The sequence below is a fragment of the Cypionkella aquatica genome (genome assembly GCF_030161095.1).
GTDB classification, from domain to species: Bacteria; Pseudomonadota; Alphaproteobacteria; order Rhodobacterales; family Rhodobacteraceae; genus Cypionkella; species Cypionkella aquatica.
Genome location: NZ_BSPP01000002.1, coordinates 323,500 through 348,343 on the forward strand (window position 1 = coordinate 323,500; position 24,844 = coordinate 348,343).

Sequence of the window (24,844 nt, forward strand, 5' to 3'; positions counted from 1 at the left end):
TCCCCGCCGGAGGCTCCTTCGGTCGGACACGGAGACTGCGATGCGTAAACTGCTGCTGATCATCCTCGACGGCGTGCCCTACCGCAACTGGCGCCGCCTGTTCGGCAACCTTGAAGGCTTTGTTGCGCAAGGCGAAGCACGGGTCTGGCGGATGCGGGCGACGCTGCCATCAACTTCGGCGTCTTGCTATGCCTCAATCCATACCGGGGTTCCGCCGCAACAACACCGGGTCTGGGGCAATGAGGCGGTGTACCGGCTGGAACAACCGGATATCTTCTCGGAACTATCCAAAGCGGGGCGCAAGACCGGGGCCGTCACCCACAGCTTCTGGTCGGAATTGTTCAACCGTGCACCCTTCGATGTGGTGCGCGATATTGAATATGATGAACCCGAAGGCCCGATCACGCATGGCCGTTTTCACACCATGACCGGCTATGGCAACATCAACCAGATGACGCCGTCGGACGTTGACCTGTTTGCCACGCTCACGCGGTTGGCCGAGGTGAAGGGGATCGATTACGGCATCCTGCACACCTGCACGCTGGATAGCATGGGACATCGGTTTTTCCACGATTGCGAGGAAATGGACCATGCCTGCTATGTGATGGATGCGATGCTGGCACCATTCCTGCACCGTTGGCGCGCGGCGGGGTATGAGGTGATCGTGACAGCGGATCATGGTCAGGACGAACGCGGCCACCACGGCGGCACCGGAGAGTTGCAGCAGGAATTTGCGTTCTACTACTTTGGCGAGTCCGAAATGCCCGGCCCAGATGTGGTGCTGGATCAGTTGGCGCTCGCGCCGTCAATTCTGACGCGCATGGGCGTGCCGGTGCCGGACAGCATGAAAGTAAAGCCGTTCTTCACCGCATAGGGCGATTTTCGCGCGAAAATCGTGTACGGAATTCGCGCGAATTCCGACCTTAGCTGGCGTAGGTCGCACCTTCGTCGTCCAGCAATGCCTTGATCTCGCGCAGATGGGCGTCGGCGTAGCCGGGGTAGCTGTCCCATTCGCCGGCGGTTTTCTCGGCGACCGCATCCGACAGAATCCGCAGCGGCTTGCCGGTTTGCAAGGCGCGGATATAGGTTTCAGCGGCGCGTTCAAAATAGGTCAGCCGGTTGAAGGCATCGGCGACCGATTGGCCGATGATCAGCACGCCGTGGTTGCCCATGATCATTGTGGTGATTTTGGGGTCGGCCAAAAGCTGCACACAGCGCGCGGCTTCTTCTTCAAACGCCATACCGCCGTAATCGGCATCCACCACTTGCCGCCCGAAGAACATCGCCGAGTTCTGGTCGATCGGGGGCAGATAGCTGTCGGCCAAGCTGGCCAAAACCGTGGCATGGATCGAATGAACATGCATCACGCAGCGCGCATGCGGCAAAGCGCGGTGGATGGAACCATGCAGGCCCCAGGCCGTCGGGTCCGGCGCATCGGGGCGGTTCATGGTCGAGGGGTCGTTGGCGTCGATTTCCAGCAGGCTCGATGCGGTGATCCGGCTGAAATGCCGCATATTCGGGTTCATCAGAAATTTGCTGCCATCAGCGTTCACCGCAAGGCTGAAGTGGTTCGAGACCGCCTCATGCAGGTTCAGCTTGACGCTCCAGCGAAAGGCTGCGGCCATATCGACGCGCTCGGCCCAGTGGGTGATATTGGCATGTGCGTTCATGTGAAGTCTCCATAAGGCCAGTCGCCTTTCGACAGGGCGCTGATTGCATTGCATATTTCGGTGAAGGACGTGGCTGCGCGCGGCACTGATCCGCGCGCGCGCAGATAGCCATGCACCATGCCGGGGGCGGTGAACGCTGCAGCTTTCCCGCCTGCTGCGCGGATCGCGGTTGCATAGGCATGTGCGTCATCGGCAAGCGGATCACATTCGGCGGCGATGGCGACCGTGGGCGGCAAGCCGCTGAAATCGATGGCCTGCAGTGGCGCCAGCGTGGGATCGCCCCGCACCTCTGCGCCGCCATTGCGGATGCCTGCGTAAAACTCGACATCCGCCAAAGTCAGCATCGGCGCAAAAGCATGGGTCAGATAGCTGCCCTTGCTCCGATCGCCGCCAAGTCCGGGATAGATCAGCACTTGGCCCAAAATCCGCGCGCTGCTGCGCAGGGCATGCGCTGCGGCGGCGCAAAGATTGCCGCCTGCCGAATCGCCCGCCAAGACCAGTGGCCCCGGCAGTGCTCGGACCACGGCGCAGACGTCCGCGAAGGCGGCGGGATGCTGATGCTCGGGTGACAATCGGTAATCGACAGCGACCACCTGTAGGCCTGTTGTCGCACAAAGATCGGCGCAAACGTCATCATGGCTGTGCAAGCCCCCGACCACAAAGCCGCCGCCATGAACATAGACCACGCTTGGGCCTGCCCCGTCATAAACCCGGCAAGCCACCCCGGCGATGCTGCGGCCCTGCGCTGTCACGCCGGGCGGATAACCCCGGTGAAACTGCGCGCACATCGTATCATAGATCCGGCGCTGATCCGCGATGGTCAGGCTGGCGGTATCGGCGGGATAGCTGGCCTCGGTCTTTTGGATGAACTGCCACGTCGCGGCGTCGATAAGAATTTGGTAATCTGGCTCTGGCATGATGAGAACGACCCCGGTGCTATCGACCTGATCATGGCGGGCAAAACCGGCAGTTTCAACGTCTAACCGTCGCCACAATTCATCTGAAAATGCCCGATTACATTCCAAATTCCGCCGCAAGCGCCGCCTAGAGTTAACCTCACAGACGCAGAACGCCTGCCATGTTTATGGGGAACAATCGTGCAAGTCATTCGGTCACTAGAACAAATTGATGCCACCCCGGTTGGGCTTGGCATCCGGGTGATGCTTGTCACCCAAGGCAACGACGCAAGCGTGTTGCCGCGCAGGCTTGCTGGTCTGGGTGGCAAAGTTGAAATGGCCGAAGATCTGTTCGTCGGATTGGAAGCGGTGATTGACGATCCCGCCGGATATGGGCTTTTCGTGATTGATTGCGATGCGATTGGCGGCATTGATGCAGGCCGTCGGGCGCAGGGGTTGATGGTCGATGTGGTGCGGCGGGTGCCGATCATCCTGATTTCGTCGGAATGTTCGGTGCAGGAATTTCCGGAAGAGCGTGGCCAAGCGGTGGTGCTGCGCGGCCCGGCATCGGGTCTGTCGTTGCGGGTCGGGTTTGAACATGCTTTGCGGGATCGGCTGGCGGCGCGGATGATCTGATACGCCTCCGTTCGGGGCGCTGATCAGGAAGTTGCCAAATAAAAAAGGGCGCCCAGAAGCGCCCCCTTCAGATACATCATTACGGCTTCAGGCCAGCTCGCGTCAGGCCAAGTCGCTTCAGATCGCTCAGCGTTAGGCCAGTGCCAGATTGGTCGCCGATTCGCGGCCATCACGGCCTGCTTCGATGTCAAACGTGACCGGCTGGCCATCTTTCAGCGAACGCAAACCTGCACGCTCGAGTGCCGAGATGTGGACGAACACATCCTTTTTGCCGCCTTCCGGGGCAATAAAGCCGAAGCCTTTGGTTTCGTTAAACCATTTCACGGTGCCCTTAGCCATCGTGATGTCTCCTTTAGCAGTGCCGCCCGCGAGATTGCGGCGGCTTGGCGCAGTCAGCTACGTCGAATGCTGTGGCCGAGAACGGAGACAGAGATCGCATAGAATTACCGTCGCACCCTTTGATATGGGCTGTTCTGACCACAGATCAAGAAAAAATTGCCGCTCAGGCGTGTTCTGCGCGGTGCGGCGCTTTCGCTTTGCGCCGGGGCAGCATCGCATAGCCAAGCAACAGGATTGCCGCTGCGCAGCCGATGCCACTCCACAACCCCAGGGCTGTCATCCAGCTGACCTGCAAGGCGACAAGGCTGAACATGGCCGAAATGAAGCCGAGCATTCCGCCTGCAATCATTGAGACAATGGCCATCCTGCCCTCCAGTTCTTGGTGAGACCGAGATAAGCCGCAGAATAAGGCGGGAATACGGCCAAAGCGCGGTATGGTTGTGAACAGCGTTAAGGCAGCGGTGGATCGGTTGCGCAAAGGCCGCTTAGAACTGGCGCCGCGCACGCAGGGCCGCGCCGATGGTGCCATCATCCAGATAATTCAACTCGCCACCAATCGGCACACCCTGCGCCAAAGAGGTGATCTGAACGCCAAGGCCCGCCAGCGCATCCGCGATATAATGCGCGGTGGTCTGGCCATCGACGGTGGCGTTCAGCGCCAGAATAACCTCGGTCGCATCGCGGGCACGATCCACCAGCCGCGGGATGCCAAGCTGATCCGGCCCGATCGCATCCAGCGCCGAAAGCGTACCGCCCAGCACATGATAGCGACCCTTGAACGCCCCACCGCGTTCCATCGCCCACAGGTCCGAGACATCCTCGACCACGCAAATCTCACCATTCGCGCGGGCGTCGTCGGCGCAGATCGGGCAAATCTCGGCGGTGCCGATATTGCCGCAGATCGTGCAATCCTTTGCCGTCAAAGCCACAGTTGCCATCGCTTGCGCCAACGGAGCCATCAGCGGGCCGCGTTTTTTCAGCAGTGCCAGCACAGCCCGACGCGCCGACCGAGGCCCTAGCCCCGGCAGCCGCGCCATCAACTCGATCAGCGTTTCAATATCGCGCGATTGCTCCATCTGGCTGGCAGCTTAGATCGGCAGTTTGAAATCGGCGGGCAAACCAAGCGCTTGCGTCATCTTCTGCATCTCGGCCACATTGCGGGCATGGCCCTTGACCTGTGCATCCTTGATTGCGGCGATGATCAGATCTTCGACGACTTCCTTTTCCGAAGCGACCAGAATCGACGGGTCGATATCCAGCCCGGTGACTTCGCCCTTGCAGGTTGCACGCGCCTTGACCAAGCCGCCGCCCGATTCACCGACGACCACAGTGCGCGCCATTTCTTCCTGCAGTTCGGCCATCTTGCCCTGCATTTCCTGCGCGGCTTTCATCATTTTGGCCATATCGCCAATGCCGCCCAAACCTTTTAGCATGTTCTCTCCTTAGTCATCCTCAAACGGATCCCATTCGTCTTCGACTTCGGGCAAAGCCTCGATCGCCGCAGTCGCGGCCATCGCCTCTGCCGTTCTGATTTCGGTGATCGCAGCGCCCGGAAACGCCAGCATCACCGCTTGCACCAAGGGATTTTCCATCGCCTCGGCGCGCTGTGCGTTCTGTGCCGCATCGCGCTCTTCGGCCAAGGTGGCAGCGCCGCCGGTGCTTACCACCGACACACCCCAACGCGCGCCGGTCCAGCCCTGCAAGCGCTGCGAAAGGCGCGCGGCAAGGTCAGATTTCGCACCCGGAGCCGGTTCAAACTCGATCCGCCCCGGTGCGTATTTCACCAGCTTGACGCCTTCTTCGACCTCAACCAGCAGCCGCATGTCGCGCTTTTCGCGGATCAACTCAACCACTTGCGCAAAGCTGGCATAGACGACCAGCTGATTTTCCGCGACCGCCAAGGCCTGACCGCCCTGCATGACCGGGCCGCGCATCGGGGCCGCAGGGGCCATCCGCAATGCGCCATGCACCATGCCGCCCCCACCGCCGCCGCCTGCCGGGGCGCCACCCGTAGGCCGCGCCGGGGCCGATTGCGACATCAGCTTTTTCACCAAAGTTTCGGGGTCTGGCAGATCGGCCACATGGGTCAGCCGGATCACCGCCATCTCGGCAGCCATCATCGCATTGGGGGCAAGCGCCACTTCTTCTAACGCTTTCAACAGCATCTGCCACATCCGCGTCAGCACCCGCATGGGCAGAACGGCGGCCATCGCCAGCCCGCGTTCACGCTCGTCCTGCGGGGTGGTCGGGTCTTCGGCGGCTTCGGGGGTGATCTTGATCACCGAAATCCAATGGGTGATCTCGGCCAGATCGCGCAACACCGCCATCGGATCAGCCCCATCGGCATATTGGCCAGACAACTCTGCCAGCGCCCCGGCCGCATCGCCTTTCATGATCAAATCAAACAGATCAAGCACCCGGCCACGATCCGCCAGCCCCAGCATGGCGCGCACCTGATCGGCGGTGGTTTCGCCCGCGCCATTGGAAATCGACTGATCCAGCAGCGAGGTCGCATCGCGGGCCGAGCCTTCTGCCGCCCGCGCGATCAGCGCCAAAGCGCCATCGGTGATCTGCGCGCCTTCCGCATCTGCAATCTTGCGCATCAGCGCCATCTGCACCTCTGGCTCGATCCGTTTCAGATCAAAGCGCTGACATCGCGACAGAACCGTCACCGGAACCTTGCGGATTTCCGTGGTGGCAAAGATGAACTTCACATGCGCTGGCGGTTCTTCCAGCGTTTTCAGCAGCGCGTTGAAGGCCGCGTTCGACAGCATATGCACTTCGTCGATGATATAGATCTTGTAGCGCGCCGATGCCGCCCGATAATGCACAGAGTCAATGACTTCGCGCATGTCGTTGACGCCGGTGCGGGAGGCCGCATCCATCTCCATCACGTCGACATGGCGGCCCTCGGCAATCGCCACGCAAGGCTCACACACCCCACAAGGTTCGGTGGTAGGCCCGCCCGCACCATCGGGGCCAACACAGTTCAGCCCCTTGGCGATGATCCGCGCTGTCGTGGTTTTGCCGGTGCCGCGGATGCCTGTCATCATGAACGCATGCGCAATCCGGTCCGCCGCAAAGGCATTTTTCAGCGTGCGCACCATCGCCTCTTGCCCGACCAGATCGGCAAAGGTCGCGGGGCGGTATTTGCGGGCCAGAACCTGATAGGTTTGCGGCGTGGTTTCGGTCATCATGCCTCAGCGGATTCGAGTTGCGCCAGACTACGGCTTGGGCAGGCAAACGTAAACCAAAGAGGAACAGGTGCCACTGGCACTGGATCAAAATTAGCTAAAATCTGCTTTCATCTGTTCATAAATATCCCGGGGGTTTGGGGGCTGGCCCCCAATCAACATGACCTTCCCCAGCCAACCTTACCCACCGGGACGCCGCTTTGCTGCTGATTTCTTGGTATATTTCCCCGCCGCGCGCACTTTCGACACCTGCATGGCAGAGGAATTGGCGCGCTCTTCCGCGCCCAGTTTGCGCCAGCTTTCCAAGCGGCGCGCATCGACGACACCGGCCTTGATCGCCGCCTGCACCGCGCAGCCCGGCTCGACCGTGTGCTTGCAATCGCGGAAACGGCAGCCGGCCGCCAGATCAATCAGATCGGAAAACAGCACGTCGATGCCATCCGCCACATCGGTCAGCTGCAACTCGCGCACGCCGGGCGTGTCGATCAGCCAGCCGCCCGTGGGCAGCGCCAAAAGATAGCGCGAGGTGGTGGTGTGGCGGCCCTTGGCGTCGTCTTCGCGCACCGCACCGGTTTCCAGAGCGCCGCCGGTCAAGCTGTTGGCCAGCGTGGATTTCCCCACCCCGGAGGAGCCCAGCAGCACCACGGTCTGCCCCGCGCGGCACCATGGATCCAGCACGCCCAGATCGCCGGATTTGGCGTTCAGCGCCACCACGGCCATGCCTGCCGACAGACCTTCGGCGCGGGCGATATAAGGGGCGGCTTCGGCCATATCGGCTTTGGTTAGCACCAGAACCGGGGTGATCCCGGCGGAATGGGCGAGGACCAGATAACGCTCTAACCGGGCCTCGTTGAAATCAGCATTGCAGGATGTGACCACGAACATCGTATCGACATTGGCGGCGATCAGCTGTGCGACCGTGCCAGTGCCTGCCGCGCGGCGTTGCAGCAGGCTGATGCGGTCCAGCACGCGGCCCACGCGCGGGCCATCGGCCAACACCCAATCGCCGACCGCCATCGCCGCCACCGACAGCGTCGGCGGGCACAGCAGTTCCACAGCGCCCGTGGCGGTCAACGCCAGCACCCGGTCGCGGTGCAAAGAGCTTAGCCGCGCAGGCACAAGGGCTGCATCCTCGTCGGTCAATTGTTCTGAGAAATGGTCAGACCAGCCAAGCGCGGGCAGAGAGAAATCAGGCAAATGGCATCCTTTTACGCCAGATCAGGCCCGCGAACCTTACGCCGCCCGACGCAGTGCAGCAAGCCGGGGCTTGCACCTGTCTGCGCAAAGCCGCAGGTTGCGGGCAAAACCCCCGGAGCGCCCATGTCCACCACACTCCCCGCCCGCATTGCCATCCTGACCGTGTCTGACCGGGCGTCAAAGGGGGAATACGAGGATCGTGGTGGCCCGGCTGCCGAAGACTGGCTGCGGCGGGTGATCACCTCGCCCGTCGAAATCCTGCGCCGCATCACCCCGGATGGGCGGGCCGAGGTGGCGGCGGAACTTTGCGATCTCGCCGACACTTGGCACGCTGATCTGATCCTTGCCACTGGTGGCACTGGCCCCAGTCCGCGCGACCAAACGCCCGAGGCGATGGCCGATGTGATCAAGATGGACCTGCCGGGTTTTGGCGAGGCGATGCGGGTGGCCAATGGCCGCGTCGTGGCCACCGCCATCCTGTCGCGGCAATCGGCGGGGGTGCGTGGCAAGACCTTGATCATCACCTTGCCCGGCAGCCCGAACGCCATCGCCACCAGTCTAGAGGCGATTTTCGCCGCGGTGCCCTATTGCCTTGATCTGATCGGCGCGGGCAGGATTGAAACCGACCCCGCGATCATCAAGGCGCATCGCCCAAAGGCGTGACGTGCATCGCTGTCCCCGCGGGGACGGGCGCAAATCTGTCCCAGCGGGGACACACTTGTGGTTAACGTCGCAGTTTATGGCATTTTCCACAACATCTTGTGTCTGTCCGCGCCTTTACGCCCCGACACCCTGCTGGGGCAACAGCTGCACCGCGTTGATTTGCCAGCCGTCGGCGGTTTCAATCATCATGTAATCCAGCAGATAGGTCCGCCCACCCGCATCGGTGATCATCACCCTTTGCCACAGATTCCCCGCCACTGTGCGCAACTCGAGCATGCGCACCGCATCGTGGCGCCAGACCATCGGATAAAGCTTTTGCACCATCACGCCAAACTGGTCCGGGGTGCCGAAAATGCCTTTGATCGTCGGCGAGGCATAGGTCCATGCCTTTGGCACATCCTCGGCGTTAAATGCCTCTAGCTGCGATGCGATGGTCTGTTGTATCGGCGCTTCTTGCGCCGCGGCAGGCAAGGCTATGGCGGCCAAAACCGCCCCGTAAAGGTAAAGTCGCATCGCAACCCCTTTCACCACCGTCCCCAACAACAATGGTAAAGCAGCGCGGGGTTTCGTCAAATGAAAACCCCCGGCCCAAGCGGTAAACCTGGGCCGGGGGCGTAAATTTTCAGCAGCTTAGGCGACGAGATCGCCGTTCAGGCCGCGATCCAGCAGGGCGATGGTTTCCTCGACGCCATACAGCGCGATAAAGCCGCCAAAGCGCGGGCCGTCCGAAGCGCCCAAAAGCACTTCATACAAAGCCTTGAACCAGTCGCGCAAAGGCTCGAACGCATGGTCCTTGCCGACCGCGAACACCATGCTTTGCAGGGCCTCGTCGTCCAAGCCACCCTCCCAAGCGACCAGACGGGCGCGCAGATCCAGCATCGCGCCGCGCTCTTGATCCGATGGCAGTCGGAACACGCGGGTCGGCGCGATGCGGTCGGCGAAATAGCGCAAGGCATAGCCTGCCGCCGCATCCAGATCGGGGTTGCCCTCGGGCGAGGCTGCGGGGGCGTAGCGTTTGATAAAGCCCCAGAGGCCGCGTGCATCCTTGGCGCCGGACACGCTGGCAAGGTTCAGCAGCATGGAGAACGGCACCACCATTTTCGATTCCGGCGGGTTGCCCTTGTGAATATGCCAGACCGGATTGTTGACCTGTTGGTCGATGTCTTGGGTCGGGTAGGCCCGCAACTGTTGGTGATATTCGTCCATCGCGCGCGGGATCACATCGAAATGCATCCGCTTCGCGGTTTTGGGCTTTTGATACATGAAATACGACAGGCTTTCCGACGAGGCATAGGACAGCCATTCGTCAATCGTCAGGCCATTGCCTTTCGATTTGGAAATCTTCTGGCCCTGATCATCGAGGAACAATTCATACGACATATGGTTCGGCTTGCGCCCGCCCAGCACCTCGCAAATGCCGTCATAGATCGGGGTGTTGGTGGAGTGGTCTTTGCCATACATCTCAAAATCGACATCCAGCGCCGCCCAGCGTGCGCCGAAATCGGGCTTCCATTGCAGTTTGACATTGCCGCCCGTGACGGGAAGCGTCCATTCGCGGCCATCTTCATCATCAAATGTGATGGTTTGGTTGACCGGATCGACGTTCTTCATCGGCACATACATCACCCGCTTGGTTTCGGGATGGATCGGCAGGAAGCAGGAATAGGTCTGCTGGCGTTCTTCGCGCAGCGAGGCCAGCATGATCTTCATGATGGCGTCATAGCGTTCGGTCGCCAGTTTCAACGTGTCATCGAACTGGCCTGAGGCGTAGAATTCGGTGGCCGAAATGAACTCGTACTCAAAGCCAAAGGTATCAAGGAAACGCCGCAGCATGGCGTTGTTATGCGCGCCAAAGCTGTCGTAAAGGCCGTAGGGATCGGGCACCGTGGTCAGCGGCTGCTGCATGTGCTGGCGCAGCATTTCCTGCTGCGGCACGTTCTCGGGCACTTTGCGCATCCCGTCCACGTCATCCGAGAAACAGATCAGGCGGGTGGGAATGTCGGAAATCGCCTCAAACGCGCGGCGGATCATTGTGGTGCGGGCAACCTCGCCAAAGGTGCCGATATGCGGCAGACCTGACGGGCCATAGCCGGTCTCGAACAGCACATAGCCCTTTTCGGGTGCCTTTTTCTCATAGCGTTTCAGCAGCGCGCGGGCCTCTTCAAAGGGCCAAGCTTTCGATTTCATCCCAGCATCGCGCAAAGCGGACATCGCGGCATCTCCTAGCCGCAGCAACCCCATGTTGCCGCAGGCCCCTGTCCTCTATTGCCGCCACGCCCGCAGGTCAATATTCTGCACGGTAATGAATAGGAGAGCAGATTGCCCGATACCCCCCCTTCGCTGTCGCCCCAAGATGCGCTTTTGGCCGTGATGATCGCGGTATCCGCCTCGGACGAGAACATGCGCACCGCCGAATTGGTGGCAATCCAACGCACGGTGAACCACATGCCGGTGTTCGCCAATTACGACGCTGACCGGATGCGGGTGGTGGCGCAGACGGTGTTTGATCTGTTCGAGGAGGAAGACGGGCTAGAGGCCCTGTTCGGCCTGATCCGCGATGCGTTGCCGGAACGCCTGAATGAAACCGCCTATGCTTTGGCCTGCGACGTGGCCACCGCCGATGGCAGTCTGCGCGAGGTTGAGTTGCGCATGTTGGAAGAGGTGCGCGAAGAGTTGAACATCGACCGCCTGCATGCCGCTGCGATCGAATGGGGCGCGCGGGTGCGGCATATGCGGCCCTGAGCGGGGCAGGGCGGTCGCATCGGATCTGATGCCGATGCGGCGGACCGCTTGCCCGGTTGGTTCGGACCTGATGCGTTTGCCGCCGATTAGTTTGCAGTCGTCAGGCCATGTTTGACCGTCGCCAGAATTTCCTCGGCCAGTGCCGGATCGTCTGTGGCGCGGGCCAGCACCATCGCGCCCACCATTGTCGAGACGGTTTGAATACTGTCTTTGCGCGTGGCTGCTGCGGATTTGCCCGGAAAGCGTGACAGGAACGCTGTTAGCAAGATATTGAAATGTTTGGTGAAAGACGGTTTTGCGGCCGGGTCATGCGCGATTTCGGTCGCCAAAGCCGCCATCACGCAGCCCTTGCCCGGCGCATCCAGATGCGCGCGTGACAGATAGGTTGTCACATAGGCTTCAAGCCCCGCGCGGTCGGCAGAGACTGCGGCAAGCCCATCAAGGAATTGCTTGGTCGTCTCGGCAATGGCTTCGGCAATCAGCGCATCCTTTGAGGCAAAGTGGTTGTAGAACGCGCCATGCGTCAGCCCCGCCGCCTTCATCACCTCGCTGACCGACACCCCGCTAAGACCGCGCGCGCGGAACAATGCGGCGGCGGCTTCGACGATGCGCTGATGTTTCTCGGCAGTCTCGGCTTCGGGATATCGCATGCGCCGTCCTTTTCGCAAATCGGGTGATTGACTTATTGCAGTATAGTCATCATGTATCAAATCCGCAAACATGACGATCATCATGCTTGTGGAGCCAGCGGTCCATCGGCCGCCCCCTAAACGCCGCCGCGTTGCGGTGCATTTCTAAAGGATGTCGAGATGAGCGTTCTGAATTCTGCCACCAGCACTGGCCCAAAGCCCGCGTCCCCGTTGGGCACCGTCGTGATCACCGGGGCCTCGGCGGGGATCGGCAAGGCCTATGCGGATCGCTTTGCGCGGCGCGGCTATGATCTGATCCTGATTGCCCGGCGCGGTGATCTTTTGGCCGCTATCGCCAAGGATCTGAGCGCGCGTTACGGCGTGAGTGTCAGCGGCGTGCCTGCCGATCTGGGCAATATCGCCGACATTACCCGCGTGGCAGATCTGATTGCGGCGGATGCGCGAATCTCTGTGCTGATTAACAACGCAGGGGCCTCTACCTCTGGCCCGGTGGTTGCGATTTCGACCGCTTCGGTGGCGGCCATGCTGGATGTGAACATCACGGCGCTGGTGCATCTGTCGCGCGCGGCCCTGCTGGCGTTCAAGACGCGCGACGCTGGCACTTTGATCAACGTAGGCTCGATCCTAGGCTTCAAAGCGCTGCCCAACAGCGCGATTTACAGCGCCAGCAAAGCTTTCGTCACCATGTTTACCCGCAGCCTGCAAGACGAAGTTGCGGGCAGTTCGGTGAAGGTGCAGCTGCTGTCGCCCGCCGCGACCGCGACCGATATATGGGAGCTTTCGGGCGTGCCATTAAGCGCGCTTGATCCCGCGACGGTGATGCGCGTCGATGATCTGGTTGATGCCGCGATGGCAGGGCTTGATCTGGGCGAGGCTGTCACCTTGCCTTCGGTCGCAGCGCCCGCAGATTTGCTTGCGGCTTTTGATGCAGCAAGCCTTGGTCTGTTGGGGTCTGCGCAAACCTCTGCCCCCGCTGCGCGCTATGCCGTGAAATAGCCAATCCAATCAATCTCTTGAAAGGTGATGCCATGCAACGAGTCGTCATAACCGGAATGGGTGCCGTCAGCCCCTTGGGCGCAGGCGTAGCACTGAATTGGCAGCGCCTGTTGCAGGGCCAGACCGGCGTGCGCGCGCTGCCCGCAGCCGTGGTGCAGGATTTGCCCTGCAGCATTGCGGCACAGGTGCCGACACTGGCCGACGACCCCGAAGGCGGCTTTGATCCCGAGCGGACGGTGTCGGCCAAGGATCAGCGCAAGATGGATCGCTTTATCCTGTTCGCCATGGCGGCGGCGGATGAGGCGTTGGCGCAAGCAGGCTGGACCCCCAGCACCGATCAGCAACGCGAGCGCACCGCCACCATCATCGCCACCGGCATCGGCGGCTTTCACGCCATCGAAGATGCGGTCAGAACCATTGATCAGCGCGGGCCGCGGCGGCTGTCGCCTTTTACCGTGCCCTCATTTCTGGCCAACCTTGCGGCGGGGCAGGTTTCGATCCGCTATGGCTTTCGCGGCCCGCTGGGGGCGCCGGTGACTGCCTGTGCCGCCGGGGTGCAGGCGATTGGCGATGCCGCCCGGATGATCCGCGCGGGCGAGATCGACGTGGCGCTGTGTGGCGGGGCCGAGGCCTGCATCACGCGCACCGCGCTGGGCGGCTTTGCGGCGGCGCGGGCGCTGTCGAGCGGCTGGAATGACAACCCAGAACAGGCCTCGCGGCCATTTGATACCGGGCGCGATGGCTTTGTGATGGGCGAGGGCGCTGGCCTGCTGGTGATCGAATCGCTGGACCATGCGCTGGCGCGGGGCGCGCAGCCGATTGCCGAGGTGGCGGGCTATGGCACCACCGCCGATGCCTGGCACATCACCGCCGGGCCGGAAGATGGCTCTGGGGCGCGGCGCGCGATGCAGATTGCGCTGCGCCAAGCCGAGGTATCGGCGTCTGAGATTGGTCATCTGAACGCCCATGCCACTTCGACTCCGGTGGGTGATCTGGGCGAATTGGCCGCAATCCGCCACCTGTTTGCGGGCCAGCATGGCCCGGCGATCAGCGCCACCAAATCAGCGACCGGCCATCTGCTGGGCGCTGCGGGCGGGCTTGAGGCGATTTTCACCGCTCTTGCATTGCGCGATCAGATCGCACCGCCGACCCGCAATCTGAGCCATCCTGATCCGGCCGCAGCGGGGCTTGATCTGGTCGGCCCGACGGCGCGGCCCATCGCCACCGATTATGCGATTTCAAACGGGTTCGGTTTTGGCGGCGTCAATGCCTCTCTGGTGTTGCGGCGCTGGCAGGAAGCCTGAGCAATCCTTGCCTCAGGCTGGGGCAGGCAACCCGCTTGTCGTGCCCAGCCGCCCCCCGCCAAAGGCTTGGGTGCGGAGGCTTTGCGCGCGACCCTTGGTCAGGGGGCAGGGGTCAGGGGGGCAGTGCAAAATAACGCCGCCGCTGGGGTCTGTCTCATCCGCTACAAAAACGATTTGCCCCAGCGGTTCAGCAGTTGGCCCTGCAAGCGATGCGCGCGCCTGACCCAAGCCTTGTCGCCCTCGGGCTGCTCTCGGTTCCATTGCGGCACGGCTTCGCGGCGCGGCACATCGGCGGTGAAAATCGCAAAGGCCAGCGACCGCCCACCCGGGGCATCGACATAGCCCGACAGGTTTGAGACGAAATTCATCGTGCCACTTTTCGCCGCAACCCGCGTGGCGGTGCCTGCCTTTGCCGCTTTGGCGACTGGTTTGCCATCCGTGCTGGGCAGATCAACGGTTTTCAGCAGATCATGCAGCTGCGCCAAGCGCTTATCCTGCCGCGCCTTGATCATCACCTGCACCATCGCGGCGGGGCTGATCCGGGTTTTCGGCCCCAAACCCGAGTGATCTCCAAACACCGCATCGACCCCAAACCGCCGCCGCGCCCAAGATGTCATCACCGCAGCCGAGCCTTCGAGTGACCCCGCCCCAGACGCGGCAAGCCCGACCGCCTCGGCGGTGATATTGGTCGAAAAGCGCAGCATTTTGCGCAAAAGGTCCGGCAACGCCTCGGATTCATGCCGCACGATTTCGGCCCCGGCGGGCAAGTCATAGACCACCTCTGCCTTGGTCAGCTTGATGCCCTGCGCCGCAGCCATGGTCTGAAACACCTCGGCCACATAGGTCGCGGGATGACGCACGGGCAGCCAGCGCGAGCCTTCACGCCCCAAAGCCCCGCGCGCCACGGTCCAGCGATCCTGCGCTGTCCCGGCCACGTAGGCGAAGACCGGCACATCGCGGTCCACCACCTGCACGCTGGCCATGCTGACAGGCGGCACAAACCGCGCGCCCTCGGCGTTCATCGACAGAGCGTAACCGTCATTCACCGCTTTCCAGACGAAATTCACCCGGTTGAAATTCAGCATCAGCCCCGAGATTGCCGGATTATAGCCAACGAAATCCGGCTGATCGGTGGCGATCTCGGCGCGCTCTGGCAGCGCGCCTGCATAGGCGATGAACCGCCCCGTCACTTCGCGCAGACCCGAGGCTGCAAGTGCTGCCACCAGATCGCCCATCTTATCGGTGTCAAAGGTCGGATCGCCGCCGCCCGCAAGGATCAGATCGCCGTCAAGCCGCCCGTTGGTCACCGTGCCGGTTCGCATCACCCGCGTGACAAAGCGGTGATCCACCCCCAGCTTTTCCAACGCAAATGCCGTGGTCACCGCCTTGGTCACACTGGCAGGCGGCATGGCTGTGGCTTCGCCAGATGCCTCCAGCACCCGCCCCGTCGCCAGATCGGCCACGCAATATCCCACCACCCCGGTCAGCTTGGCGGCGGCAACCAGCGCGCCCGCCCCGGCATCTGCGACCTTGGCTTCCGAGCCCTTGATGGTGCGTGGCTTTGGGCGCAGCGAGACAGCAGGCGCCTCGGCCCACAGCGGCAGCGCCGCCCCGGCCAAAAGCCCGCCCAACACCCATCTGCGCGCAACCATCATCCCAGAATCTCCCAGACCGGCTTGGTCATCCTCTGTCGCAAATAGCCGCGCCAAAGCCAGCGATGCAACCGCCTGCGCGCCACGATCACAGCGAATTCACCGCTTCCATTCGCCCCGCGCCCGGATCGCGCTGGACGAGGCCGCGTTCATCGGCATGTTCACAAAGCACCATGCCGGAGCCTTGCGCCCGCGCAAATTCTCGCCGCGATCCACCTGATTGACCCGAAACGCCCGCGCCGCCACCGATGTGCGCGCCGCCACCCCGGACCCCGGCCGCGCCAAAACCCCAATCGGCACGCTGCGCAAAATATCGCGCCAGCGGTTCCAGCGGTGAAACTGCACCAGATTGTCAGCCCCCATCAGCCAGACGAAATGCACCCCCGGATAGATCGCCCGCAAGCGCTTGATCGTATCGGCAGTGGCCCGCGTGCCCAGACGGGCCTCAAGATCGGTGATCACCACGCGCGGATCATCCATCACAGCGCGGGCGCGTGCCAGCCGCTCGGGCATCGGTGCGGGCTGGCGCGCCTTCAACGGATTGCCGGGCGTCACCAGCCACCACACCCGATCCAGCCCCATCCGCTTGAGAGCCTCTCGGGTGATATGGGCGTGCCCCTCATGTGCGGGATCAAAAGAGCCACCCAAGAGGCCGATCACCATGCCCTTGGTCGCAATCGGTTTGCCGCCGAACCCCTGCGCCGGGATTTTGTCATCCGCGCCTTGCATCATCTTACTGACCACTGTTCCGCTTCAACTCGACCACCACACGCGGGCCGGGGTAATTGGCATGCATCCGCCAGAAATTGCCGCGAATCTGCTCTAGCGGCCGATCCGTGCCACCCGGCAAAGCCCCGGTGCGCAACGTCAGAATCACATCTGACAGCACCGCCGGATTGTCGCGGAAATAGGCATGGCCCAGCTTGTTGCCGGCATTTTCCACGTCGATGAAATACACGTTGCGCAACTCGTTCAATTGGGTCCAATCCGACTCGGTCAGCTTGTCCGGCGACAATCGACCCACCCGCTGGCCGGTGGCCAAAGCCTGCGCCAAGCCCAAAGCGCCGTCGCGCGGGTTCAGATAAACCGTGATCTGCCGCACGGCGGCGGCGGTGCCTTCGGCGGCCAAGCGCTGCTGCACCACCCCGAAATCAAGATCCGGCGCGGCCAGAATAAGCGTGTCGATCTTCAGGCTGCGCCGGGCATCGCGCCCCGCGCCCATCTCAAAAATCACCATTTCCCGCAAGGCCGAGGCCAGCACATCCGCCCCCCGCGAATGGGCGACGATGTTGATTTTTTCCAACTCGGGGATCGCCGCCAGCGCGCGCAGAAATTCCTTGAGATGATAGGTGGAAAATTCGCCGGATTCGCGATCCTTGAAATAGGCCGTCAGCCCCTTGTTGCCCGCAGGCCAAGAATAGCTGACCGGCACGCCAATCCGCCCGGCGTAATGCCACAGGCTGGCGGTGGTGGTCAGCCCATCGTCCATTTCATTGTTGAAACCATGCACGAAAATCAGCGCTTCCTTGCGCGCGGCTCCCCGCAGCGCCGCACGAAACCCCGCCTGCAGCGTCGCCACATCGGCGCCATAGCGGGCAAGTGCCGCCGGTTCCGCCACGATCCGCCCGCTCGCCCCTTGCACAAAAGGCAAGGGCGTGGCGGGAAAGCGCACGATTTCGCGGTAGCTTTCCGCCGTCATCACCTGACGCTGCCGCGCCCCCGCTTCGCTGCGGCTGACCAGTTCGGCCCAGCTTGCGATATTGCCAAACCGCACCCGAGCCGCGCCAAACGCCATCGAGGACGAGCGTTTATGGCTATACCCCGCAAGCTGCCCCGCCTGCATGAGGGGCGCGCGATCGGTGACATAGAAAATCTCGGGCGCAACCGTGCGCAAGGCTGCGGGCACATCGGCTTGTGGAAAGGTCGCGCCAACTCTGTACAGCGTCGGCGGCTCGGCCAGTTTGATCGGCGTGGCGCAGGCCGCCAGCATCGCGCCAGAGCCCGCTTGTAGAAAGCTGCGCCGTGAAATCAGCCGTTTCAGCATCGTTGCCCCCACCCGGCCGCCACGCGCTATGGCTAGCGCAGATGCAAAGCATGTCAAACCGAAAACCACGCAAAGCCGCGGACTTGACGCCCAATAATAGCTGATCTAAGTCAGGTATCTGCTGTGCATCGCCAGAACAGCGCAAATTTGTCTGAAACTGTCATCCTTTGTGCCGAGATATCCCACCGGGGACCGGGTTTGGCACAACCTAGCGCGGGGGTCTGAAATCCGCGCCTCGCCTCAAACCCCGCCCCGCCCAAAACCCAGTCTCTGCCCTTGCCATAAAAGGCCCCAAATGCTTGATGCCATCGCCCGCCTGCGCCGTTTCAACCGTGCGGTTACCCGCGAAACCGGTGCGCTTGATCATTCCTACCTTGGCCGGGGCCGTCCGCTTGGGGCTGCGCGCGTGCTGCAACTGGTGACGCCGCAAGGCACCGATATTGCCGAAATCCGCGTCAAACTGGCGCTGGATTCGGGCCTGCTCAGCCGCTTGCTGCGCAGCCTTCAGGCCGAGCATCTGATCAGCCTTGCCACCGACCCAACCGATCGCCGCCGCCGCACAGCGCACCTGACGCCCCAAGGCCAGACCGAGATGGCCGCCTATGACACCATAGGCCACGCGCGTGCCGCCGACACCCTCGCCCGCGCCGGGAAAAACCAACAGGCGCTGATCGACGCGATGGACCTTATCGCCACCACGCTGCTGCAAGATCAACTCAGCCTGCGCGACGCGGATCCAAATGCCCCAGAGGCGCTGGCCTGCCTGCAATCCTACTACGATGTGCTGGCGCAAAAGATCGACGGCATCACCCCCGATATGCTGACGCTGCCGCTGTCTGATCCGCAGAATTACGTGGCCCCGCGCGGTGCTTTTGTGATCGCCTACAGCGACGATCTGCCCGTTGGCTGCGTTTCTGTCCGACCGCATGCACCCACCACCGCCGAGGTCAAACGCCTGTGGGTCGATAGCTCTGCCCGTGGCCATGGCCTGGCCCGTCGCCTGATGCACACCATCGAAACCCGCGCCAAAGCCCTCGGCTATACCAGCCTGATCCTTGACACCAACCAAGCCCTGCCCGAAGCCATCGCGCTTTATCACACCACCGGCTGGACGCCGATCCCGCCCTACACCGACTTTCCTGCCACGCATTGGTTTGGCAAGGCGCTCTAAGCTTTCGGGCCCCGCGCGCTTCCTGCACCATAGGCCGCGCAGCCACGTTGCCCTTCGCCCCAACATTCACTACATAAGCGCCAACCCAAGATGGAGCACCCCGATGGCCTCGTATCAATATGTTTACCACATGGAAGGCGTCTCCAAGACCTATCCCGGTGGCAAGAAATGCTTTGAGAATATCCACCTGAACTTTCTGCCCGGCGTGAAAATCGGTGTGGTCGGCGTCAACGGCTCGGGTAAGTCCACCCTGCTGAAGATCATGGCTGGCATGGACACCGATTTTAAGGGCGAAGCTTGGGCCGCCAAAGGTGCCAAAGTCGGCTATCTGGCGCAGGAGCCTTATCTGGACCCGTCCTTGGACGTGAAAGGCAATGTCATGCTTGGCGTCGCCAAGCAGACCGCGATCCTTGAGCGTTACAACGAACTGGCGATGAACTACTCGGACGAGACGGCCGACGAGATGGCCGCCCTGCAAGACCAGATCGACGCGGGCAACCTGTGGGAGCTGGAAGCTTCGGTCGGTGTCGCGATGGACGCGCTGCGTTGCCCGCCCGATGATGCCGATGTTGAATCCTTGTCCGGTGGGGAGCGCCGCCGCGTGGCTTTGTGCAAACTGCTGCTCGAAGCCCCCGATATGCTGCTGCTGGATGAACCGACCAACCACTTGGACGCCGAATCCATCGCTTGGCTGCAAAAGCACCTGATCGCCTATCGCGGCACCATCCTGATCGTCACTCACGACCGTTATTTCCTTGACGACATCACAAGCTGGATTCTGGAACTCGACCGGGGCCGCGGTATTCCCTACGAGGGCAACTATTCGGCTTGGCTGGACCAGAAAGCCAAACGGATGAGCCAAGAGGCGCGCGAGGATAAGTCCAAGCAGAAAGCGCTGGAAAAAGAACTGGAATGGATCCGCTCGGGTGCCAAAGCCCGCCAATCCAAGGGCAAGGCCCGTTTGGCGCGCTATAACGAGATGGCTGGCCAGACCGTGCTGGAACGCGCATCGTCGGCGCAGATCATCATTCCGAACGGTGAACGTCTGGGCTCTAAGGTGATCGAAGTCACCGGGCTGAAAAAGCATATGGGCGACAAGCAGTTGATCGAGGATCTGTCCTTCACCATCCCGCCGGGTGCGATTGTGGGCGTGATCGGCCCGAACGGCGCTGGTAAATCGACGCTGTTCCGCATGATTTCGGGGCAGGAACAACCCGACGAAGGCACCATCGTTCTGGGCAATACCGTGCAGCTTTCTTATGTGGACCAATCGCGCGATGCGTTGGACCCGAACAAGAACGTCTGGGAAGAAGTCTCGGGCGGCTCGGAAGTGATCCAGCTGGGCGATATGACGATGAACAGCCGGGTTTACACCGGGGCCTTCAACTTCAAAGGCACCGACCAACAGAAGAAAGTCGGCCTGCTGTCGGGGGGCGAGCGCAACCGCGTTCACATGGCGAAACTGCTGCGCTCTGGTGGCAACGTGCTGCTGCTCGATGAACCGACCAACGACTTGGACGTGGAAACGCTGCAAGCGCTTGAATCGGCGATCGAAGATTTCGCAGGCTGCGCCATTATCATCAGCCACGACCGCTTCTTCCTCGACCGCCTCTGCACCCATATGCTGGCCTTTGAAGGCGACGCGCATGTCGAATGGTTCGAGGGCAACTTTGAAGCCTACGAGCAGGACAAGATCCGCCGTCTTGGCCCGGATGCGTTGGAGCCAAAGCGCGCGAAATATAAGCGCTTCAGCCGTTAATCAGGCTTTTATCCAAACTGAAACGGCCGGGATTGCTCCCGGCCGTTTTAGTTTGTGCCTTTGACGTTTCCCGTTCCTAAACGCGACCCGTCAGCATCAACACGATCACAATAATCACAACCACCCCAATGACCCCGACGCCGCCGTGACCATAACCATAGCCGTACCCGCCAAAGCGGCCACTAAAGCCGCCCAGCAGGAAGATGATCAACACGATCAGCAGAATTGTTCCAAGCGACATCAGGGTTCTCCATTTTAAGGTGGGGGCCAGACCAATCGGCTAAGCTTGCTAACTAAAGGTCTGGCCCAAACTATAGCTCTGGCCCAAAGCAAGGGTCAGAGTGGCAAGGGGATGGCGAAGGGCTTATTTGCCCTTGACCACTTCGCGCACCTTGTCTTTTGCCGAACCAACCGCGTTCTGAACCCGGCCTTCGACCTGCTCGGCCTTGCCTTCGGCTTCCATCTTGGCATCGCCAATCACCGAACCAACTGCTGCTTTCGCCTTACCCGCAACCACTTTGGCCGAGCCTACGATCCGATCTTTGTCCATGATATGCTCCTGCAAATATAAGGGTTTGACGCAGTTCTGCGCCGCGACACCAACCCAGACCCATCAAGGTCACAGCAGCTGTTGCCGTCTGAAAATCAAACGCATCATGCAGCAAACGGTTCCGTCTGGGCCAACATTCAGCCTGCCCAAATGCACCGCATAGGCCGCTGCGGTTTGATCGCCGCAAAGCCAAACACAATCCTTCACAATTTCGTGGAACCAATCCGTATCAGCGGCGTTTGAGTGGCAAGACCTAACAAGACCTACGCAGAAACAAAGGAGACTGCCATGAAAGGTATCGCCGCTTACTTCCTCGGGATCCCGGTTGTTGTGATCATTTTGCTGTATGTGACGGGTATTTTTTAATACCTCTGGCAGCCAACTCAATCAAACAAACAGCCGAGGGTGCGCCCTCGGCTGTTTGTTTTTCAAGGTACAAGATGCGACCAGATCTTTATGCTTTGACTGCACGCCATTTGCCGCCCATGGCGTTGCCCTCGCCGCAACTGTCATCGTCTGGCTTTGGCGATCAACGACGTTGGACCCTAGGCGAAAGCGCTTTTGCCTACGCTGCGGGATCAGTCGGACAGAAAACGGATATCGCTTAAAGCCTGACGCTGCGGTTAAACGCATAAAATGCGATAGGAACGCGGCCTGTCCTGCCATCGCGCAGTTGTAAGGCCGTTGACTAAGCTTCTGGCAATGGCCGGGGTTTGCCGTCTTCGTCGATGGCGACAAAGGTGAACATGCCATGCGTGACCTTTTCGCGGTTGGCCTGACGGTTGCGCAGCACCCAAGCCTCAATCTGCAACCCCATCGAGGTTCGCCCCTCGCGCGCGATTTTCACATAGATGCACAAAACATCACCGACCCGCACCGGGCGGATGAATTGCATCGCGTCAATCGCCACGGTTGCCACCCGGCCATGCGCCCGCGCAGCTGCGACAATTCCCGCCGCCATGTCCATCTGGCTGAGCACCCAACCGCCGAAAATATCGCCGTTGTTGTTGACATCGCGCGGCATGGTCAGCGTGCGCAGGGTCAATTCTCCAGAGGGTTGTTCGGGGTCTGGCTTTTGCGGCATTTTGGCTCCTGTGCGGGCAGTGGCGGGGTCAGATATTAACAAACAGTTAGATGGACCAGGTCAAAACATTGCTTCAAAACAACAAAAAAAGGTCCCGCGTTGAGACCCTAACTTGGCATGCCCCCATCTGAATCGTCGCCAGTCTCGGCCAGCAGACGGTCAAGGTCTGGAACCATGATGTGCCGCTTGCCTTCCAGCGCGATCACGCCCTCGCGCTTCAGGGCCGAGATCTGACGGCTGACCGTCTCCAATGTCAGGCCCAGATAATCCGCCATCTGCTCGCGGGTCAGCGGCAGATCAAACCGCGCCGCGCCATCTTCGGTCAGCCGCAACGAGGCGTTCCGCCGTGCAATGATCGCCAGCAAAGACGCGATCTTTTCCCGCGCCGTCTTGCGCCCCAGAAGCAGCATCCATTCCCGCGCCGCATCCAATTCATCCAGCGTCATTTCCAGCAAGCGCTGCCCGATATGCGGAGTCGAGGCCATCAGCGCTTCAAACGGTTTCTTGCGAAAACAGCAGATTACCAGATCGGTGGTCGCGGTCACATCATAGGCCGCATTGGCGCGGCCCGGACGGCCCATGAAATCCGATGGCAACAGCAAGCCAACCATCTGCCGCCGCCCGTCCTCCATCGTCTGGGTCAGGGTGGCGATGCCGGTGACGACCGAGGCCACAAATTCCATCTGATCGCCCGACCAGATCACCGGCTGCCCCGCCTGATAGCTGCGATAGTATTTGATCGCGCCCAACTGCTCCAGCTCATCCGCCTCGCAGCGCGCGCAGACGGCACGGTGGCGGATCGGGCATGTGCCGCAGGTCAGATCGTTGAGTTTAAGATCATGCTGCGACATTTCCGGCTTTCTGGCATGGTTGATCTGGGTCAAGGCAGCCCAGCGGCGCTGCTGGCAAACTAGCCAGATGACAGATTATGCGCAACTGACGCAGCTCGGACTATTTGACGCGCGCGTGCCCCGCTATACCAGCTATCCGACCACCCCGCAATTCAAGCCGGGCGTGGGACCGGACAGCTTTGCGCGCTGGATTTCGGCGATCCCGCCGGGGGCCGAGATTTCGCTGTATCTGCATATCCCGTTCTGCCGCCGCCTGTGCTGGTTCTGCGCCTGCCGCACGCAAGGCACGCAATCTGATGATCCGGTGCGGGCCTATGTTGAGACTGTGCGCGCCGAAATAAGCCTTTTGCGCGCGCATCTGCCGCCAGGTGTGCAGCTGTCGCGGCTGCATTGGGGCGGGGGCACCCCGACGATTCTGGCGCCGGATCTGATCCGCAGCTTGGCGGCGGAGATTTTCGCGCTGGCCCCCTTGGCCGCTGAAGGCGTGTTCTCGGTTGAGATCGATCCGATGGAAATTGACGCGCCACGTTTGAGCGCTTTGGTGGCGGCGGGGATGAACAGGGCCTCGATCGGGGTGCAAGATTTTGACCCGCACATTCAGGCCACGATTGGCCGCGTGCAGCCCTATGAGACAACTTTGGCGGTGGCCAAGATGATCCGTGCCGAAGGCGTTGCCAGTTTGAACGCGGACATTCTTTACGGGCTTCCGCACCAAACCCCGGCGCGGATCAGCGATTCAGTGCAGAAATTGCTGACATTCGCGCCCGACCGGGTGGCGCTGTATGGCTATGCACATGTGCCGTGGATGAGCCGTCGCCAGCAGATGATCCCAGCCGAGTCGATGCCCGCGCCACAAGACAGGTTGGCCCTGTTCGAGACGGCGCAAGCGGCGTTTGGGGCGGCTGGCTATGCCGAAATCGGCATCGACCATTTTGCGCGACCGACGGACAGCATGGCCAAAGCTGCGCGCATGGGGCAGTTGCGGCGTAATTTTCAGGGCTATACCGATGATCCATCGCCCTATCTGATCGGGCTGGGGGCGTCGTCGATCTCACGGTTTCCGCAAGGCTATGCGCAAAATGCGGCGGCGACGGGGGCCTATACAAAGGCGATCCGTGCCGGGAAATTTGCCACCGAGCGCGGCCATGTCTTTGTCGGCGATGACCGTTTGCGCGGGCGGATCATCGAGGCGCTGATGTGCGATTTTCAGGTGAACAGGGCGGAAATCCAACGCGATTTCCGGGTAGCGCCAGCGGTGATTGAGGCGCTTTTCCTGCAGGCCGTCAGGGCATTTCCAGAGATGCTGGTGCTGGATGACAGCGGTTTGTCGATCCCGCCTGCAGCGCGTCCGCTGACGCGGATGGTGGCGCGGGTGTTTGATGCCTATGATCAGACCACGGCACAACATTCGGCGGCGGTGTAGCAGTGATTTTGTCCCAGCGGGGA

27 protein-coding genes are annotated in these 24,844 nt (G+C 61.5%); 9 read left to right on the plus strand and 18 right to left on the minus strand.

What is annotated here, in order from left to right; genetic code table 11:
- The first annotated feature begins 40 nt into the window (after positions 1–40).
- On the plus strand, positions 41–874 hold the full coding sequence (locus QQJ98_RS02235; protein ID WP_284323681.1) for an alkaline phosphatase family protein: 834 nt from the start codon (positions 41–43) through the stop codon (positions 872–874).
- Positions 875–923: 49 nt separating this feature from the next.
- Here QQJ98_RS02235 and QQJ98_RS02240 read toward each other — a convergent pair whose 3' ends face one another.
- Together QQJ98_RS02240 and QQJ98_RS02245 are read right to left on the minus strand one after the other, a co-directional pair.
- Positions 924–1,670 carry a class II aldolase and adducin N-terminal domain-containing protein gene (locus tag QQJ98_RS02240; RefSeq protein WP_284323682.1) on the minus strand — a complete coding sequence of 249 codons (747 nt, stop codon included), beginning with the start codon at positions 1,668–1,670 and terminating at the stop codon, positions 924–926.
- Positions 1,667–2,587: an alpha/beta hydrolase gene (locus QQJ98_RS02245; protein WP_284323683.1), complete on the minus strand. Its 921-nt coding sequence runs from the start codon at positions 2,585–2,587 to the stop codon at positions 1,667–1,669. The genes QQJ98_RS02240 and QQJ98_RS02245 overlap by 4 nt, the downstream gene beginning before the upstream one ends.
- 180 nt (positions 2,588–2,767) lie before the next feature.
- Between QQJ98_RS02245 and QQJ98_RS02250 the strand changes: the two genes are divergently transcribed.
- On the plus strand, positions 2,768–3,202 hold the full coding sequence (locus QQJ98_RS02250; protein WP_284323684.1) for a hypothetical protein: 435 nt from the start codon (positions 2,768–2,770) through the stop codon (positions 3,200–3,202).
- A 132-nt stretch (positions 3,203–3,334) separates the two neighbouring features.
- On the opposite strand, the gene QQJ98_RS02255 is transcribed toward QQJ98_RS02250, so the two are convergent.
- The 6 genes from QQJ98_RS02255 to rsgA form a co-directional block, all read right to left on the minus strand.
- Positions 3,335–3,541: a cold-shock protein gene (locus QQJ98_RS02255; protein ID WP_054005237.1), complete on the minus strand. Its 207-nt coding sequence runs from the start codon at positions 3,539–3,541 to the stop codon at positions 3,335–3,337.
- 163 nt (positions 3,542–3,704) lie between these two features.
- Positions 3,705–3,905, minus strand: a complete 201-nt coding sequence (locus tag QQJ98_RS02260; protein WP_284323685.1) for a hypothetical protein — start codon at positions 3,903–3,905, stop codon at positions 3,705–3,707.
- A gap of 121 nt (positions 3,906–4,026) precedes the next feature.
- Positions 4,027–4,617, minus strand: coding sequence for a recombination mediator RecR (gene recR, locus QQJ98_RS02265; RefSeq protein ID WP_284323686.1), 591 nt, complete (start codon positions 4,615–4,617; stop codon positions 4,027–4,029).
- A gap of 12 nt (positions 4,618–4,629) precedes the next feature.
- The gene (locus tag QQJ98_RS02270; protein WP_284323687.1) at positions 4,630–4,974 is read right to left on the minus strand and encodes a YbaB/EbfC family nucleoid-associated protein; all 345 of its coding nucleotides are present in this window, start codon (positions 4,972–4,974) and stop codon (positions 4,630–4,632) included.
- Between the two features lie 9 nt (positions 4,975–4,983).
- The gene (locus tag QQJ98_RS02275) at positions 4,984–6,735 is read right to left on the minus strand and encodes a DNA polymerase III subunit gamma/tau (protein WP_284323688.1); all 1,752 of its coding nucleotides are present in this window, start codon (positions 6,733–6,735) and stop codon (positions 4,984–4,986) included.
- 180 nt (positions 6,736–6,915) lie between these two features.
- A complete protein-coding gene (rsgA, locus tag QQJ98_RS02280; RefSeq protein ID WP_284323689.1) occupies positions 6,916–7,932 on the minus strand; it encodes a ribosome small subunit-dependent GTPase A in 1,017 nt (338 codons plus the stop codon).
- 123 nt (positions 7,933–8,055) lie between these two features.
- Here rsgA and mog point away from each other — a divergent pair, with 123 nt between their 5' ends.
- A complete protein-coding gene (gene mog, locus QQJ98_RS02285; protein WP_284323690.1) occupies positions 8,056–8,595 on the plus strand; it encodes a molybdopterin adenylyltransferase in 540 nt (179 codons plus the stop codon).
- A 114-nt stretch (positions 8,596–8,709) separates the two neighbouring features.
- Here the strand turns inward: mog and QQJ98_RS02290 are convergent, their stop codons facing one another.
- A complete protein-coding gene (locus tag QQJ98_RS02290) occupies positions 8,710–9,108 on the minus strand; it encodes a DUF4864 domain-containing protein (protein ID WP_284323691.1) in 399 nt (132 codons plus the stop codon).
- A 117-nt stretch (positions 9,109–9,225) separates the two neighbouring features.
- Complete coding sequence (locus tag QQJ98_RS02295) at positions 9,226–10,806, minus strand: lysine--tRNA ligase (protein WP_284323692.1); 1,581 nt, start codon at positions 10,804–10,806, stop codon at positions 9,226–9,228.
- Positions 10,807–10,914: 108 nt separating this feature from the next.
- Between QQJ98_RS02295 and QQJ98_RS02300 the strand changes: the two genes are divergently transcribed.
- Positions 10,915–11,337 (plus strand): tellurite resistance TerB family protein, encoded by a 423-nt coding sequence (locus QQJ98_RS02300; RefSeq protein ID WP_284323693.1) that lies wholly within the window; start codon positions 10,915–10,917, stop codon positions 11,335–11,337.
- Between the two features lie 86 nt (positions 11,338–11,423).
- On the opposite strand, the gene QQJ98_RS02305 is transcribed toward QQJ98_RS02300, so the two are convergent.
- Entirely contained in the window at positions 11,424–11,987 is a 564-nt protein-coding gene (locus tag QQJ98_RS02305) for a TetR/AcrR family transcriptional regulator (RefSeq protein WP_284323694.1), read from the minus strand.
- Between the two features lie 159 nt (positions 11,988–12,146).
- Between QQJ98_RS02305 and QQJ98_RS02310 the strand changes: the two genes are divergently transcribed.
- Both QQJ98_RS02310 and fabF read left to right on the plus strand, forming a co-directional pair.
- Positions 12,147–12,983, plus strand: coding sequence for an SDR family NAD(P)-dependent oxidoreductase (locus QQJ98_RS02310; RefSeq protein ID WP_284323695.1), 837 nt, complete (start codon positions 12,147–12,149; stop codon positions 12,981–12,983).
- Positions 12,984–13,015: 32 nt separating this feature from the next.
- Complete coding sequence (gene fabF, locus QQJ98_RS02315; RefSeq protein ID WP_284323696.1) at positions 13,016–14,287, plus strand: beta-ketoacyl-ACP synthase II; 1,272 nt, start codon at positions 13,016–13,018, stop codon at positions 14,285–14,287.
- A 161-nt stretch (positions 14,288–14,448) separates the two neighbouring features.
- On the opposite strand, the gene dacB is transcribed toward fabF, so the two are convergent.
- The 3 genes from dacB to QQJ98_RS02330 all read right to left on the minus strand — a co-directional run bounded on the left by dacB (position 14,449) and on the right by QQJ98_RS02330 (position 17,983).
- The gene (dacB, locus tag QQJ98_RS02320) at positions 14,449–15,942 is read right to left on the minus strand and encodes a D-alanyl-D-alanine carboxypeptidase/D-alanyl-D-alanine endopeptidase (protein WP_284323697.1); all 1,494 of its coding nucleotides are present in this window, start codon (positions 15,940–15,942) and stop codon (positions 14,449–14,451) included.
- Between the two features lie 96 nt (positions 15,943–16,038).
- Positions 16,039–16,668, minus strand: a complete 630-nt coding sequence (locus QQJ98_RS02325; protein ID WP_431307782.1) for a nicotinate-nucleotide adenylyltransferase — start codon at positions 16,666–16,668, stop codon at positions 16,039–16,041.
- 4 nt (positions 16,669–16,672) lie between these two features.
- A complete protein-coding gene (locus QQJ98_RS02330) occupies positions 16,673–17,983 on the minus strand; it encodes an alpha/beta hydrolase (protein WP_284323699.1) in 1,311 nt (436 codons plus the stop codon).
- 295 nt (positions 17,984–18,278) lie between these two features.
- Between QQJ98_RS02330 and QQJ98_RS02335 the strand changes: the two genes are divergently transcribed.
- Positions 18,279–19,154 (plus strand): GNAT family N-acetyltransferase, encoded by an 876-nt coding sequence (locus tag QQJ98_RS02335; RefSeq protein WP_284323700.1) that lies wholly within the window; start codon positions 18,279–18,281, stop codon positions 19,152–19,154.
- Between the two features lie 103 nt (positions 19,155–19,257).
- Positions 19,258–20,913: an energy-dependent translational throttle protein EttA gene (ettA, locus tag QQJ98_RS02340; RefSeq protein WP_284323701.1), complete on the plus strand. Its 1,656-nt coding sequence runs from the start codon at positions 19,258–19,260 to the stop codon at positions 20,911–20,913.
- Positions 20,914–20,989: 76 nt separating this feature from the next.
- Here the strand turns inward: ettA and QQJ98_RS02345 are convergent, their stop codons facing one another.
- The 4 genes from QQJ98_RS02345 to fnrL all read right to left on the minus strand — a co-directional run bounded on the left by QQJ98_RS02345 (position 20,990) and on the right by fnrL (position 23,398).
- A complete protein-coding gene (locus tag QQJ98_RS02345; protein ID WP_284323702.1) occupies positions 20,990–21,154 on the minus strand; it encodes a DUF3309 family protein in 165 nt (54 codons plus the stop codon).
- 123 nt (positions 21,155–21,277) lie between these two features.
- Complete coding sequence (locus tag QQJ98_RS02350; RefSeq protein WP_284323703.1) at positions 21,278–21,463, minus strand: CsbD family protein; 186 nt, start codon at positions 21,461–21,463, stop codon at positions 21,278–21,280.
- A 688-nt stretch (positions 21,464–22,151) separates the two neighbouring features.
- On the minus strand, positions 22,152–22,547 hold the full coding sequence (locus QQJ98_RS02355) for an acyl-CoA thioesterase (RefSeq protein ID WP_284323704.1): 396 nt from the start codon (positions 22,545–22,547) through the stop codon (positions 22,152–22,154).
- A 107-nt stretch (positions 22,548–22,654) separates the two neighbouring features.
- Positions 22,655–23,398, minus strand: a complete 744-nt coding sequence (gene fnrL, locus QQJ98_RS02360; RefSeq protein ID WP_284323705.1) for a transcriptional regulator FnrL — start codon at positions 23,396–23,398, stop codon at positions 22,655–22,657.
- A gap of 67 nt (positions 23,399–23,465) precedes the next feature.
- Between fnrL and hemN the strand changes: the two genes are divergently transcribed.
- Entirely contained in the window at positions 23,466–24,821 is a 1,356-nt protein-coding gene (hemN, locus tag QQJ98_RS02365) for an oxygen-independent coproporphyrinogen III oxidase (RefSeq protein WP_284323706.1), read from the plus strand.
- Positions 24,822–24,844 lie beyond the last annotated feature (23 nt).